10 protein-coding genes and 1 pseudogene are annotated in these 14242 nt (G+C 63.2%); 6 read left to right on the top strand and 5 right to left on the bottom strand.

Annotated features, from left to right (window positions below):
• Positions 1 to 140 precede the first annotated feature (140 nt).
• The 3 genes and pseudogenes from L2I41_RS05055 (at position 141) to L2I41_RS05045 (ending at position 2222) form a co-directional block, all read left to right on the top strand.
• Positions 141 to 1012: pseudogene (locus L2I41_RS05055) on the top strand (aminoglycoside phosphotransferase family protein).
• Positions 1013 to 1115: 103 nt separating this feature from the next.
• Positions 1116 to 1682 (top strand): helix-turn-helix domain-containing protein, encoded by a 567-nt coding sequence (locus tag L2I41_RS05050; RefSeq protein WP_237152422.1) that lies wholly within the window; start codon positions 1116 to 1118, stop codon positions 1680 to 1682.
• Between the two features lie 3 nt (positions 1683 to 1685).
• Positions 1686 to 2222: a GNAT family N-acetyltransferase gene (locus L2I41_RS05045; protein ID WP_237152421.1), complete on the top strand. Its 537-nt coding sequence runs from the start codon at positions 1686 to 1688 to the stop codon at positions 2220 to 2222.
• A 49-nt stretch (positions 2223 to 2271) separates the two neighbouring features.
• Here L2I41_RS05045 and L2I41_RS05040 read toward each other — a convergent pair whose 3' ends face one another.
• The 4 genes from L2I41_RS05040 to L2I41_RS05025 form a co-directional block, all read right to left on the bottom strand.
• Positions 2272 to 4452 (bottom strand): M36 family metallopeptidase, encoded by a 2181-nt coding sequence (locus tag L2I41_RS05040; protein ID WP_237152420.1) that lies wholly within the window; start codon positions 4450 to 4452, stop codon positions 2272 to 2274.
• Between the two features lie 596 nt (positions 4453 to 5048).
• A complete protein-coding gene (locus L2I41_RS05035) occupies positions 5049 to 6752 on the bottom strand; it encodes a M36 family metallopeptidase (protein WP_237152419.1) in 1704 nt (567 codons plus the stop codon).
• Positions 6753 to 6964: 212 nt separating this feature from the next.
• Positions 6965 to 7711, bottom strand: a complete 747-nt coding sequence (locus L2I41_RS05030; RefSeq protein ID WP_237152418.1) for a pyridoxine 5'-phosphate synthase — start codon at positions 7709 to 7711, stop codon at positions 6965 to 6967.
• 72 nt (positions 7712 to 7783) lie between these two features.
• A complete protein-coding gene (locus L2I41_RS05025; RefSeq protein ID WP_237152417.1) occupies positions 7784 to 8248 on the bottom strand; it encodes an Lrp/AsnC family transcriptional regulator in 465 nt (154 codons plus the stop codon).
• Between the two features lie 174 nt (positions 8249 to 8422).
• Between L2I41_RS05025 and L2I41_RS05020 the strand changes: the two genes are divergently transcribed.
• Together L2I41_RS05020 and L2I41_RS05015 are read left to right on the top strand one after the other, a co-directional pair.
• Entirely contained in the window at positions 8423 to 9142 is a 720-nt protein-coding gene (locus L2I41_RS05020) for an aspartate/glutamate racemase family protein (RefSeq protein WP_237152416.1), read from the top strand.
• A 341-nt stretch (positions 9143 to 9483) separates the two neighbouring features.
• Positions 9484 to 9741 (top strand): YjhX family toxin, encoded by a 258-nt coding sequence (locus L2I41_RS05015; protein ID WP_237152415.1) that lies wholly within the window; start codon positions 9484 to 9486, stop codon positions 9739 to 9741.
• A gap of 20 nt (positions 9742 to 9761) precedes the next feature.
• Here L2I41_RS05015 and L2I41_RS05010 read toward each other — a convergent pair whose 3' ends face one another.
• A complete protein-coding gene (locus L2I41_RS05010) occupies positions 9762 to 11636 on the bottom strand; it encodes a chloride channel protein (protein WP_237152414.1) in 1875 nt (624 codons plus the stop codon).
• Between the two features lie 231 nt (positions 11637 to 11867).
• Between L2I41_RS05010 and katG the strand changes: the two genes are divergently transcribed.
• Positions 11868 to 14069, top strand: a complete 2202-nt coding sequence (gene katG, locus L2I41_RS05005; RefSeq protein WP_237152413.1) for a catalase/peroxidase HPI — start codon at positions 11868 to 11870, stop codon at positions 14067 to 14069.
• Positions 14070 to 14242: the final 173 nt, after the last annotated feature.

The following is a 14242-nucleotide window of genomic DNA, read 5'->3' as shown; positions in this document are numbered from 1 at the left end:
AAAGATGGCGACGTGGCGCGGGACATGGGGTGCATCCCCCTATCCGCGTCGAGGCGGTCACATGCCAGTCGAGGTCTTGTGCCCGGCAATCAATGATGAGACCCTGGCGCTTCAGGCAATCTCCATTTCTGCAGAACGATATGGATGAGATCGACGTCCCCCTGGTCCAGCGCCTCGTGGCTGCCCAGTTTCCGCACTGGGCGGCCACGAGGCGACGAGTGGCTGGGACAATCGCACCTTCCATCTCGGCGACCACATGTCCGTGCGATTGCCGAGCGCCGAGTGCTACGCCCCGCAGGTCGAACGGGAACAGCTCTGGTTGCCGGTTCTTGCGCCGCAGCTGCCGTTCGCCATCCCCTGTCCCCTGGCTGAGGGCAGGCCGAGTGCGGACCATCCCTGGCCCTGGTCCATCTACGAGTGGATCCCCGGACAACGCGCCGATGAAGCCGCCATCGCCGACATAACGACCTTTGCCACGGACCTCGCCGGCTTTCTCACCCGCCTCTGGCGCATCGGCACGGATGGAGCGCCACACGCCGGCCAGCAGACCTTTCATCGAGGCGGCGACCTGCGGGTCTACGATGGCGAAGCCCGGCAAGTGCTGGGGGAACTGGCGGACGAGGCCGATGTCCCCCTGATGACCGACCTATGGGACCTGGCCCTAGCCTCAACCTGGCAGGACAAACCGGTCTGGGTGCACGGCGATATGGCGGTCGGAAACCTGCTGGTGCGCGAGGGCAAGCTCGCGGCGGTGATCGACTTCGGCTGTTGCTGCATCGGCGACCCAGCGTGTGACCTGGTGATCGCCTGGACGCTGTTCGACCAACCGGCACGGCGGGCCTTTCGCCGCGAGATCGGCGTGGACCGGCACACATGGGAACGCGCCCGTGGCTGGTGCCTGTGGAAGGCGCTCATCAGCATCGCCGGAGCGAGAGGTCGTGACGAGGGGCTTGCCGATCGCCACCGCCGCTGGATCGCCGAGATCCTCGCCGACGATGGCGCCGACATGTGATTTCGCACACTGAATCGGCGGCGAGGCGTTGCGTCGTGGAGCCGATCGGAAGCCAGCCTTGTTGCCTCTTCACAAGCGCCTCAAAGTCCATTATAAGAACCATATGACCATTTTAGTTGACGATACCACCACCCAGATCGCCCGCCGCATCCGCCTTGAGCGGGAAGTACGCGGCTGGTCGCAAGGCGACCTTGCCGAGCGTGCCGATGTGGCCAAGGCCTCCATCAGCAAGATCGAGCGGGAGGAGATGAGCCCGACCGCCGCGCTGCTGGTCCGCATCGCCGCCGCCTTCGACCTGACGCTCGCCGGCCTGCTGATCCGGGCGGAAGGTGGCCAGGAGCGGGTAACGCGCGCCGTCGATCAGCCGCTGTGGCATGATCCCGCCACCGGCTACCGGCGCCGACAGCTCTATGCCCGGGCCGAACATCCGGTCGAGCTTGTGGAAGTGACCATGCCGGCGGGGCAATCGGTGACGCTGCCGGCGGCATCCTACGCCCGCATCCGCCAGGTACTCTGGGTGCGCGAGGGCCATCTGGTGATCACCGAGGGCGCCCAGCGACACGACCTTGCCCCCGGCGACTGCCTGGGATTTGGCCCGCCCGCCGATACCATCTTCGCCAACGAATCCGCCCTGCCCTGCACTTATGTCGTCGCGCTCGCAAGGAGCTGACCCATGACCGACATCCGCATCCACCCGCTTGACGCCTCCAGCGACACGATCGAGCAGCTGGCCACGCTGATCGTCGAAACCGTGGCGGGCGGTGGCTCGGTCAGCTTCATGCATCCGATGGAACTGGAGCGTGCCCGCGACTTCTGGTGGGGCAGCCTCGAAGCGGCAGCGCGCGGCGATCGCGTGGTGCTGGGCGCAATCGACAATGGGCGGATCGTCGGCACGGTGACGCTCATCACCAGCCTGCCGCCCAATCAACCGCACCGCGCCGAGATCAGCAAGATGATGACCGCCGCCTCCCATCGCGGCCGAGGCATCGCCATGGCGCTGCTGAAGGAAGCCGAACGGATCGCGATTGCGCTGGGCCGCCCCCATTTGATGCTCGACACCGCCAGCGACGGCGGTGCGGCAGGACTTTACGAAAAGGCCGGCTTCCACTTTGTCGGCGAGGTGCCGGACTTCGCCCTGAAGCCGCACGGCGGCCTGACGGGCACGAGGTTCTACTGGAAGCAGGTAGAACCGGCCTCCAGCCAAACATGAAGCATCGGGATGCCGCGCCAGGCACCCCGATGCATCGATCGGGCGCTGATTACTTCTCCGGTCCACCACTCGTCATGGACGCAAGAGGCATCATGCGGTTCTCAACGATCACTTCCGGCGCCTTGGAGGCCGTGATCTTGATGGAGAACGGGAACCAGACGTCGCCGTCGGACGGAACACCCGCGGTATTGGTCAAGGTTGCCGACTTCGTGCCGATCAGCTTGCCATTCTTGAAGTAATCCATGGTTGCGGTTGTCGCGCCATAGCCATGCGGTGAGTAGTAGTGGGCAAGAACCTTGTAGGTTCCGACCGTCGTCAGATCCGAAACCGTGATCTTCTCCATGGCGCAGGTGGAGATGCAGTCCTGATACAACAGCGGATCGTCCTCGGTTTCCGCAGGATCGTTCCAGTTTGGATTGCGGTTGTAGTAGGCCACATCAGAGGCATAGTTCCACGACAGGTTCGATGACCCGGACGGCGGCCGCAAGTGCAGGTCCACATCGGCCCCCACCTTGTTCCAGGTCAGGCGGAACCAGTAGCCACAGTCGCGCGTGCTGATGCCGCGATCGATGAACACGGCGCAGATGTCGTTCTTGTAGGCACCCGAAAAGAGCGCCGTATCCGCGTCGAGCAAGGCTGCAACGCCCTTGGTGAAGTTGGGTGACGTCGCGATCAGGAAATGGCTCTTCAGGATGATCTTGTCAGCCTTTTCCTTGCCGATCTTGAGATAGAGATCGCGCAGGCCACGCGACCAGATCTCGCCATCCTTGTGCACCTGCCCGACATAGTCGCGCGGATATTTCTTGTTCTTGTCGAGCCGACGCAGGCAGGTACCCTGGCTGTCCCAATCGGCAAAGCAGTTGCCCCAGGTTCCCGAGTGATAGGTGCTGTAGGCCCAGTAATCGCCGAAGCCCTCGCCCATGGCCCCCGCCTGACCACCCGAAAGGTAGCGCCCGCCGGAGGAAGCATCCTGCAACGCGTGACCATATTCATGCAGAATGACGTCGGCGTCCTCGGCGTCATCAACGCCACCGTCGCCGAAGGCAAGATAACCGGCCCCATGCGGCGAAGCGCAGTAGAAGGAATTGTCCGCCTTCATCGCGTGGGCGTCGACACGGATCGATGCATTCCACAGAGCCCCGAAGCCCAGCGACTGGATGTAGCGCTGGTTACGGTCGAGCGTGTAATAGGCCATGGTGTGCTCGAAGCCGGACTGAGAGCGATTGAACTTGAACTGGCTGGTCTTCTGCGACGGTGGCGCAAGCCGGACTTCGGTTTCCTGCGCAATGCAGGTTCCGGGCAAGCTCGCGACCCCGATGTCCATGGCCCGCGCGTAAGGACCAATCAGCTTGTAACGCAAGCCCGTGCCCGTGCCGGACTTCTGGATGCCATAGAGCGTCTTGGTCCTGTAGGCACTGGAAAGAGCGGCGTAATTGGCATTTGCCTGGTCGCGTAGCGTACCCTTGTTCAAGGTGTAGACCGGATTGGGATCGAAGACCGTCCCGGTTCCGTTGACCGACAGCTTGAGAATGCGCGTATCCAGAACTGCGCCGGTCACCGCATCAAGGATATACTCAACCGATCCCATCGAAATGCGCCAGGCCAGGACATCGCCATTGTCGGTTTCGAAATAGCCCAGTTCGCGTTCGCCGTTGGCCGGAAGCACAGGCGTCACCGGCGCGCCGGACTTGTCGTGCAGCACAGTCCGGGCCATTTCCCCCTTGGCCAGATCGAAAGCCTGCGCCGACGACATCGGCGCTCCCGCTGCGCGCGCAGAGCCTGCGTCGCCGGCGATCGAGTTGCTGTTGAGCAGATAGAGCTTGCCGCCAGCCGTCACATGCAGATCGATATAGACGTTGAACACGCGTTTGCCAGCGTAGACCTTCTGGAAGCTCAGGTGGATATCGCCATTGCTGTGCCGCTCCGACGCAAGCACGACCGAATAGCCGTCGAGACCGAAGACGGACTTGCCCCTGGAGAGAAAGTCCCTGGCCGATGCGGAAATATCCGGCGCAGCGAGCACCGGACCACCATGCAACTGCACGACGGCGCCCCCCGAAGGGGTCCATTCCACGCCCCACTCGCCGCCCTTGGTGGCGCCGAGGCGGTTCAGCGTTTCGATGGCGGCCTTGGACGGACTGCCGGCATAGGCAAACTGCACCGCGGTGGGCGCTAGAACAAAGGCTGCCGCAGAGAGCAACAGCAATTGTCGAACAAGTTTCTTCGCCATGATCATCTCCCTGTAAAGGGCGAATGAAGCCGGGATCACGATCGCCGAGATCGGGGACATTTCATCCACCGGATCAAAAGTTTGCGGGATAGCGCCTCGCAAGCACCTATCGCTGGGCGGTCCGACCAGACACACATGCGCCGGAGCGAGCGGCGGCCAGGCACTTACATGCAAAAGAAGAAGTTGGGAGGCTCCGCGGCGTTCGCGCAAATGCATGCATCGCGAACAGAACAGGTAACGCCACCACGTTATTTTTTATTTCGGCTTCGATTAAGAAGCACATTCAGCGCATGTAACAATCAAACTAACATATACAATAAAAGCAGATTATGAACAATGTTTATTTTATATAAGCATAACCACGACTCGTACACTACAAATCAGGACATAAGAACTCTACATTTCAAGATAATGTAATATACCAAAAGCAGACGTATGGCGTTTGCGGGCCGCTCCATTTCTTGCTGCCTTGCAGTTCAAAGCCGACCGACGTCTGCGGATGGAGCGGATCCTGGTTGATCACCTGCGGCACCTGAAAGGAAAGAGGCCGGCGAATGATCGCCGGCCTCCTTCATGCTGTCGAGGCTGTCGCCTGCTCAGTCGCAGGACGTGTCGCTGATGCCGCGCGCCGCAAAGACCGTGCAGATGGCCACCTTGTTGGCACCGCCATAGGCCTCTTCGTCGGCTGCAACGAGGGCCGCCAGACCGTCGGCGAACTGAGGCTGATCGGGGACGAAATAGTGGCTGTCGAGAATGATGGTGTCAGCCTTGGTCTTGCCGAGCTTCTTGAAGAGATCCCGCAATCCGCGCGACCAGATCTCGCCATCGGCATGGACCTCATTCCTGATGTCGTCGGGATAGACCTTGTTGGTGTTGAGATGGCGCAGACATTTGCCCTGACCATCCCAATCGGCAAAGCAATCGCCCCACTTGCCGGTGTGATAGGTGCTATAGGCCCAGTAATCGCCGAAGCCCTCGCCCATGGCCCCCGTCTCACCGCCGCCGGAATACTTGCCGTCGGACGCCGCGTCCTGAAGGGCGTGGCCATACTCGTGCAAAACCACGTCCGCGTCCTCGGCGTCATCGACGCCGCCATTGCCATAGACGATATAGCCAGCGCCGGTCGGGTCCGGGCAATAGAAGGAGTTGTCGTCGGTGATGCCATGGGCATCGATGCGGATGGGCTTGTTCCACAGATCAGGAAAGCCGAGCGACTTGATGTAGCGTTCGCTGCGATCGATGGTGAAATAAACCATCGCATGCTCGAAACCGGCCTGCGACCGATTGTAGTTGAAGGCGGAACCACTCTGCACCGGTGGTCCCTGACGGACTTCAGCATTTCCATTCATGCAGGAGTTGGGCACATTGGTGGCACTGATGTCCATCATCCGCACATAGGGACCGGACAACGAATAACTGGTCTTGCCACCCGAAACGGTCTTCTTGATGCTGGGCAGCTTCACCGACTTGTAGGCGGGCGACAGCGCGGCAAAGTTCTTGTCGCCATTGTCGCGAAGGCTGGAATTGTTCAGGGTATAGACCGGGTTGGGATCGAAAGCCTTGCCGGTGCCATTGGCCGAGACCGACTGCACCAGAACCCGCTTGGCGAGCACGGCGCCGGTCTTGGCGTCGACAATGAGCTCCACCGAACCGAAGGAGACGCGCCAGGCGAGAATGTCGCCGGCATCGGTCTCGAAGAAGCCGAGCTCGCGCGCACCGGCCGTGGGCACCTTGGCCGCGATCGGAGCGCCGGCCTTGTCGTGCAACACGGTGCGCGCCAGCTCGGCGCTTGCCACCTCGCCGGCCTTGGCCGACGTGAGCGCAGGAACCGTGGAAACCGGCGCCTTTTGGGTCTTCAGCGACCGCGAGTTGCTGGTGACGAGCGTGAGTTCGCCGGAAGACTTCACGTGCACGTCGATGACGACGTTGAACACCGGCAGCCCCTGATACTGCTTGCGGAAGGTCAGATGCGTGCTGCCGAGGCCACGACGGCTCTTCGGCGCGCCGAGCGTAAAGCCTTCGAGACCGAAGATTGCCTTGCCATCCTTGAGGAAATGCTCGGCGGAGGCGGCAACATCGACCGTAGACAGCTTCGGGCCGCCGGCCAGACGCTTGATGTCGGTCCCGGACTTGGACCATTCGACGGACAAGGTCCCGGTCTTGCCGGCCGCAAGGCGGCTGAGCGCAGCGGACGCTTCGGCCGTCGTGCCGGCAGCTGCGGCGAAATGGGTGCCGACCGTCAGAACGGACAGCATCGCGACGGACGCGGAAATCAATCGTCTAGCAAGATATTTCGACATGAGAATCCTCAAACTACCTCAACAGGCGTTCAAGACGGAGCATAGTTGCCCCGTCCCCGACCCGAAGGCAGACTTATAGAGGCGAAATATTTACAAGCCGATTGGAAATACGGGCAAATTCGCGACAAAATCTGGCGCGATCCTACCCGCGGAGCACCCAAACCAACAGTACTTTCCGGAAGAGAACCGCAACCGCCAAGCGTTACGACCGCTCAGAGCGTCTCGCCGCAGGCCGTCCGATATTTGCGCACCGTCTCGCCGAGACCATAGAGCAGCGCATCGGCGATCACCGCATGACCGATGGAGGCCTCGGCCACCTGCGGCACGCGATAGAGCAGTGGCGGCAGGTTCTTGAGCGTGAGGTCATGGCCGATGTTGACGTCAATCCCGGCAGCAAAAGCCGCCTTGGCCGTGGCGACAACCTCTTCGAGGCGCATCTGCCGCACGGTCTGCTCGAAGGAGCCGCCATAGGGGCCGGTGTAGATCTCGATCCGCTCGGCGCCCGTGGACTTGGCCGCATCGACGAGCTTGGGGTCGGCGTCGACGAAGATCGACACGCGCGCGCCAAAGCCGTGAATGCGGGCGACGACGTCGGTCAGGAAATCCTTGTGGGCGACCGTGTCCCAGCCGTGATCGGAGGTATTCTGCCCCGGCAGGTCGGGCACCAGCGTCACCTGATCGGGCCGGACGCTCTCGCAGAGTGCGAGGAAATCGTCGGTCGGATAGCCCTCGATGTTGTACTCCTTGCCCGGCCAGTCGCGGCGCAGCATGGCGTCGATCTCGTAGACGTCAGTGCGACGGATGTGGCGCTCGTCGGGGCGCGGATGCACCGTGATGCCATAGGCCCCCGCCTCAAGGGCGATCGCCGACAGGCCGGTGACGCTCGGCCAGGGAAGATTGCGGCGATTGCGCAACTGGGCGATGGCATTGACGTTGACGGAAAGACGGGTGAAGGCCATGGCAGGAACTCAACTGGATAAGGAGGCCTGCGTTTTATCGCCAGCAAGGCGCCAAGTCCAAGTACACTTTGGTCATTTCGCATAGGCCACGGGGATTTCCGTACCGGCTTTCAGGATCTCCATGGAGATGGAGGCCGACATGTCGAACAGCTCGACCTTGCGCACGATCGCCTTGTAGATCACGTCGTAATGCTCGACGCTCGGCAGGATAACCTTCAGAATATAATCGATATTTCCCGTCAGCCGATGCACCTCGACGATTTCCGGAATGTCGGCGATCACCGAGCGGAAGCTCTCCATCCACTCCACCGAATGATGCGACGTTTTGACCAGCACGAAGACAGTGGTCGGAACGCCCATGCGCTCACGATCGAGCACAACGGTACGGCGCGCGATATAGCCTTCACTTTCAAGGCGTTGGATGCGGCGCGAACAGGCCGATACCGACAGATGGACGCGGCCGGCCAGCTCCACGACGGCCAGGGAGGCGTCCTGCTGGAGCAGCTGCAGGATCTTGCGGTCGCGTTCGTCGATCATCGGGCGAATCCCTGGCGCCCTCTGGATACAAGGCGCAAATTATTTCGGCCTATGAGATCATGAGCGCTTATTTTTTGCAAGAGATCGCGGCAATGACGGGAAGAATGCAAACATGCACCACCCTCTTCGCGGCATTCTCCGCGTCATCGGTTCGCGATCATCAGGGGAACAACAATGCGCACCATCGGACTTATCGGCGGCATGAGCTTCGAGAGCACGGCTGTCTACTATCGCATGATCAACGAGGCGGTGCGGGAGCGCCTGGGCGCGCTGCATTCGGCGGAAATCGTCATGCATTCGGTGGACTTCCAGTCAGTGGTGGACCTGCAGAAGGCCGGCCGCTGGGATCTCGCCGCCGAGCGCCTCGGCGCTGCCGCCAAGGGGCTCGAGCGCGCCGGCGCCGACTGCATTCTGATCTGCACCAACACCATGCACCTGGTGGCCGATGAGGTGGCCGGCGCGGTGGATGCCCCGCTCGTTCACATCATCGACGAGACCGCCAAGGCGCTGAAGGCCGCCGGCAGCTGCCGACCGCTGCTGCTGGCAACCCGCTACACCATGGAACACGGCTTCTATTCGAAGCGCATGGCCGCCCATGGCCTGCAGGTGATGACGCCCGACGACGCCGGCCGCACGCTGGTCCACAACGTGATCTTCGATGAGCTCTGTGCCGGCATCGTCCGCGACGAGTCGCGCCTGGCCCTCTTCGATCTCATCGAGGCCGCCAAGGCACGCGGCGCCGATGCCGTCATCCTCGGCTGCACGGAAATCTGCCTTATCCTCGATCCCAAGTCGCTTGCCCTGCCCGGCTTCGACAGCACCGCCATCCACGCCGAAGCCGCCGTCGAGTTTGCCCTCGCCGGCTGCGAGACAAACGCCATCGCGGCGGAGTGACACTTCCGGAACGCGTGGTCTCCCGTCTTGACAGAGACCATCGACCACGCGTTTACTCAAACTCCCATCATGGGAGTGTGGATGTCAGTCGTATCTGAGACCCGGTAAGGACCCGGACCGCGTGGTTTCCCCGCGGAACGGGTCAGACAACGAAGCCCCGGCCTTCGCCTATGAAGCGCCGGACAGTTTTGTTGTGCCCTGGAGCACCTTCCAACCTGATGCAATCATCAGGTCCAAAAGAAACCGCTCCAGAGCCAAAAGCCTGGGCAGCCGCTTTTCGATCATGTCGTTTCCACATGATCGGCGGATGCTCATGCGGCACCGACCGGATCTTCAAGACCATGAACATATCGCGCGACGAACAGCGCATTCTCCACCTGCTAGCCCAGGGCGGGCGTATCGACTATTGCCGCAATGAGCGCGGCAACATCGAACAGCTGGAGTGTATCAGCCGCGACGGCTGGCTTTTCACCGACTTCGGACTTCACCTGTTTCGCAAGCTGAAGCAGAAGCGGGCGATCGCCTCCAAGGACGGCCAGCCTTATCGCATCACAAGGCGCGGGCTGGAGCTGGTCCGCGCCCAGCTCGACAATCGGTAAGATCGTCCTGAAGCAAGGACTCAGGCCGCGCCGCCGGTGAGATCCCGGCGTGCGCGGTCGAGCTCCTCGGCATAGCGGCGCAACAGGTGCTGCTCGGTGAGGAGACCGACGACCTTGCGCGTATGCAGGCTCTCCACCACCGCCAGCTCCTCGCTTTGCGCCGAGCGGAAGACGCGCGCCGCCGCGTCGGCGGTCATCGACGGCAGCAGCAGGCTGTCGCGATGCCGTGCCAGGCTGCTGATGTCGGCCTGCGCATCCGCGTCGGTTCCTGGCTGATAGGCGTCCGCCACCAGCACGATCCCGGCATAGGCGTCCTGGTCGCCGACCAGGATCACCCGCTGGGTCGATCCAAGCGGGAACGTCTTGCGGAAGGTTTCGAGGCTCTGGTTGGCGGCGGCGGTGCGGATATCCGCCCGCATCATGCGCGCAACCGTCAGATTGCGGATCCAGCCCACGTCATGAGCGCTGCGGATGGTCTCGCCACGCAGATGCAGGCGCCAGGTGGAGAAGGAGTAGCCGAAGGTCTCGCGTACCACCACCGCCGACATGATCGACGCGACCAGCACGGCGCCGGTGATGGCGAAGTCATGGGTGGTCTCCAGCACAAGGAAGGACATGGTCATGGGACCGCCGACGACACCCACGGCGATCGAGGCCATGCCGACCACGGCGGAAACCGTCGGTGCGAGCAGCGGCGAGAGTCCGGCGGCAGCCGCCATCAGCGCGTAGGCCTTGCCGAGCAAGGCACCGAGATAGAGCGAGGCGAAGAACAGGCCGCCACGAAAGCCGCCGCCGAGCGACAGCGCGGACGCCAGCATCTTCAAGCCGAACAGCATGAGCAGTGCCGGCCAGCCGCCAAAGGCGGCAAGATCCACGTGCAGCGCCCCGTGTCCCGACGACAGGACATGCGGCGAGATCAGCGCCAACCCACCGATGGCTGCCCCGGCGATCGCCGGCCGGGCCCAGGCCGGACAGCGGCAGACACGGAACAGTCGCTCGACCCCGGACACCAGTTGCATGACGCCGACGGCGGCGAGGCCGCCAAGAACACCGAGCGCCAGATAGGGCGCCAGTTCCAGTGCCGTCATCGGCGGCACGGCACCGATCAGGATAGGCGTCTGTACCGCGCCGAGCCAACCCGCTGTGAGACTGGCCGCAAGCGCCGCCGCCAGCACCGGTGCCACCAGCGCGACCGTATAGGTGCCGATGATCAGCTCGAAGCCGTAGAAGGCGCCGGTGATCGGCGCGCTGAAGGCGGCGGCGATGGCGCCAGCGGCGGCACAGCCCACGAGCATGCGTACGTCGGGCCGGCGCAGCTTGAGAGCCGTCGCCACCCGGGACGCAAGACCGGAACTCGCCTGGGTATAGCCGGCCTCAAGGCCGACCGAAGCGCCGAAGCCGCTCGACACCATGGTTTGCAGGGCCACGTAGAGGCTCTCGCCGACCGACATGCGCCCGCCATAAAGGGCATTGGCTTCAATGGGGTCGACCGGCGGCCGGGTGAACGTGTGGCGGAAGACGGCATTGAGACCGGCGATGACAAGCCCGCCGATGAGCGGGACCAGTGCCAGCCAGGGCGAGGCCAGATGATCCTGTTCGCTGAGCCGCATGTGGCCGTCGAGCTGATAGAGGAGATGATGCGCCTGGCTGGTGATCCAGCTCATCAGCGTCACCACACCGCCTGACAGGCAGCCGATAAGAGCCGCCAGTACCAGCAGCACAAGTTCGCGAAAACGCCCCGAGCGAAAGGCCCAGCGAACGGCAACACGCGGGGAAAGATGCGACAACTCGGCCAAGACAAGACCACGGGGCAGGAGTAGGATCGCGCTTCTATAGGACGACGGCAGCGGCGCCTCAATCAACTCTCCGGGAACGGCCTTCAGAACCGCCCCCATCGCCCCCTTCAGGCGCATCGAACCATCGCCTCGGATCCGAGGGACAGGGCGCCAGATAACTTTATCCTATCGCGTGCATCATAATTCGCAATTTTACCTGATGGAAGCGCAAGTCTAGAACTCAACTGTCGGCCGGGGGTGACGCCAGTTTGCGTGCCTTCGCCTGTTCCTTGCTTCCTGGCGACCGGTGGGTCCGGTGCGCCAGCCACGAAGTCCAACCGGGAGACAGTCATGGACACGAAAGTTGAAACGAGCGCGGGCAAATGCCCCTTCCCGCACGGCGGCGTCACCAAGGCCAGCGCCGGCACCACCAATCGCGACTGGTGGCCGAACCAGCTGAACCTCAAGATCCTGCACCAGAACTCGGCGCTGTCGGACCCGTTTGCAGCCGGCTTCGACTATGCCAAGGCCTTCAAGGGCCTTGACTATGAGGCGCTCAAGGCCGATCTGCGCGCGCTGATGACCGACAGCCAGGATTGGTGGCCGGCCGACTTCGGGCACTATGGTCCGCTGTTCATCCGCATGGCCTGGCACTCGGCCGGCACCTATCGCACCGGCGACGGCCGTGGCGGCGCCGGCACCGGCCAGCAGCGCTTCGCCCCGCTCAACTCCTGGCCCGACAACGTCAACCTCGACAAGGCCCGCCGTCTCCTGTGGCCGATCAAGCAGAAGTATGGCAACGCCATCTCCTGGGCTGACCTGATGATCCTCACCGGCAACGTGGCGTTGGAGAGCATGGGTTTTGCTACCTTCGGCTTCGGCGGCGGTCGCGCCGACGTGTGGGAGCCGGAAGAGGACGTCTACTGGGGTTCGGAAACCAAGTGGCTGGACGACAAGCGCTATTCCGGCGACCGAGACCTTGAGAACCCGCTGGCCGCCGTGCAGATGGGCCTCATCTACGTCAACCCGGAAGGCCCGAACGGCCACCCGGACCCGCTGGCGGCCGCTCGCGACATCCGCGAAACCTTCGCCCGCATGGCGATGAACGACGAGGAAACCGTGGCGCTGATCGCTGGCGGCCACACCTTCGGCAAGACCCATGGCGCCGCGGCTGCCGCCCATGTGGGCGTCGACCCGGAGACCGCCGACGTCGAGGAGCAGGGCCTGGGCTGGACCAACAGCTACGGTTCGGGCAAGGGCGGCGACACCATCACCTCGGGCCTCGAGGTGACCTGGACGTCGACCCCGACCAAGTGGAGCAACAACTTCTTCTGGAACCTGTTCGGCTATGACTGGGAGCTGACCAAGAGCCCCGCCGGCGCGCATCAGTGGACGCCCAAGGGCGGCGCAGGCGCCGGCACGGTGCCGCATGCCCACGACAGCAGCAAGCGCATCGCCCCGGCCATGCTGACCACCGACCTCGCGCTGCGCTTCGACCCCGAGTACGAGAAGATCTCCCGCCGCTTCTTCGAGAACCCCGATCAGTTCGCCGACGCCTTCGCCCGCGCCTGGTTCAAGCTGACCCATCGCGACATGGGCCCGAAGGCCCGTTACATCGGCCCGGAAGTGCCGGCGGAAGACCTGATCTGGCAGGATCCGGTGCCGGCGGTCGACCATCCGCTGGTATCGCCGCAGGACATTGCCGTGCTGAAGGAAAAGGTGCTCGCCTCCGGCCTCAGCGTCAGCGAACTCGTCAAGACGGCCTGGGCCTCGGCCTCCACCTTCCGCGGTTCGGACAAGCGCGGCGGCGCCAACGGCGCCCGCGTCCGCCTCGACCCGCAGAAGAACTGGGCCGTCAACGATCCGGCGGAACTGAACAAGGTGCTGGACGTGCTCTCCGGCATCCAGACGGCGTTCAATGCCTCTGGCGAGGCGAAGATCTCGCTGGCCGACCTGATCGTGCTGGCCGGTTCCGCGGCGGTGGAAAAGGCGGCGGCGGATGCCGGCGTCACGGTGACCGTGCCCTTCACGGCGGGTCGCACCGACGCCACCGCCGAGCAGACCGACGTGACCTCCTTCGCCGTGCTGGAGCCGATCGCCGACGGTTTCCGCAACTACCAGAAGCGCCAGTTCGCCGTCTCGGCGGAAGAGCTGCTGGTTGACCGCGCCCAGCTCCTGACGCTGACCGCGCCGGAGATGACGGTGCTGGTCGGCGGCCTCCGGGTGCTCGGTGCCAACAGCGGCAACGTCAGCCACGGCGTGTTCACCGCCCGGCCTGGCGCCCTGACGAACGACTTCTTCGTCAACCTGCTGGACATGAGCACGGTCTGGCGGGCAACGGACGGCGACAAGACCGTCTTCGAAGGCCGCGACCGTAAGACCGGCGCCATCAAGTGGACCGCCACCCGCGTTGACCTCGTCTTCGGCTCCAACTCGCAGCTGCGCGCATTGGCCGAAGTCTACGGCCAGAGCGACGCCGGCGAGAAGCTGGTCAAGGACTTCGTCGCCGCCTGGGTCAAGGTGATGAACGCCGACCGCTTCGATCTCGAGTGATCGAGGGGGAACAGCAATAGGACAAGGCGGCTCCGGGGAACCGGGGCCGCTTTTTTGCCCAAAGATGGGCCAATGGGCTTAGCCACGCCGATCTCTTATCTGACGACCAGCCCAAAGAAACCAATGCGTTATAGTTTTATGAAGCTTCTCGACTTCATGCTCACTCGATCAAA

The sequence above is a fragment of the Oryzibacter oryziterrae genome (assembly GCF_021864535.1).
Lineage (GTDB): Bacteria > Pseudomonadota > Alphaproteobacteria > Rhizobiales > Pleomorphomonadaceae > Pleomorphomonas > Pleomorphomonas oryziterrae.
This window is presented reverse-complemented; position numbering and strand designations above follow the sequence as displayed.

What these genes read in the sequence shown, in the direction of transcription:
- L2I41_RS05050 (WP_237152422.1), top strand. Translation starts at nt 1,116, where the DNA reads ATGACCATTTTAGTTGACGATACCACCACCCAGATCGCCCGCCGCATC.
- L2I41_RS05045 (WP_237152421.1), top strand. Translation starts at nt 1,686, where the DNA reads ATGACCGACATCCGCATCCACCCGCTTGACGCCTCCAGCGACACGATC.
- L2I41_RS05040 (WP_237152420.1), bottom strand. Translation starts at nt 4,452, where the DNA reads ATGGCGAAGAAACTTGTTCGACAATTGCTGTTGCTCTCTGCGGCAGCC.
- L2I41_RS05035 (WP_237152419.1), bottom strand. Translation starts at nt 6,752, where the DNA reads ATGTCGAAATATCTTGCTAGACGATTGATTTCCGCGTCCGTCGCGATG.
- L2I41_RS05030 (WP_237152418.1), bottom strand. Translation starts at nt 7,711, where the DNA reads ATGGCCTTCACCCGTCTTTCCGTCAACGTCAATGCCATCGCCCAGTTG.
- L2I41_RS05025 (WP_237152417.1), bottom strand. Translation starts at nt 8,248, where the DNA reads ATGATCGACGAACGCGACCGCAAGATCCTGCAGCTGCTCCAGCAGGAC.
- L2I41_RS05020 (WP_237152416.1), top strand. Translation starts at nt 8,423, where the DNA reads ATGCGCACCATCGGACTTATCGGCGGCATGAGCTTCGAGAGCACGGCT.
- L2I41_RS05015 (WP_237152415.1), top strand. Translation starts at nt 9,484, where the DNA reads ATGAACATATCGCGCGACGAACAGCGCATTCTCCACCTGCTAGCCCAG.
- L2I41_RS05010 (WP_237152414.1), bottom strand. Translation starts at nt 11,636, where the DNA reads ATGGGGGCGGTTCTGAAGGCCGTTCCCGGAGAGTTGATTGAGGCGCCG.
- katG (WP_237152413.1), top strand. Translation starts at nt 11,868, where the DNA reads ATGGACACGAAAGTTGAAACGAGCGCGGGCAAATGCCCCTTCCCGCAC.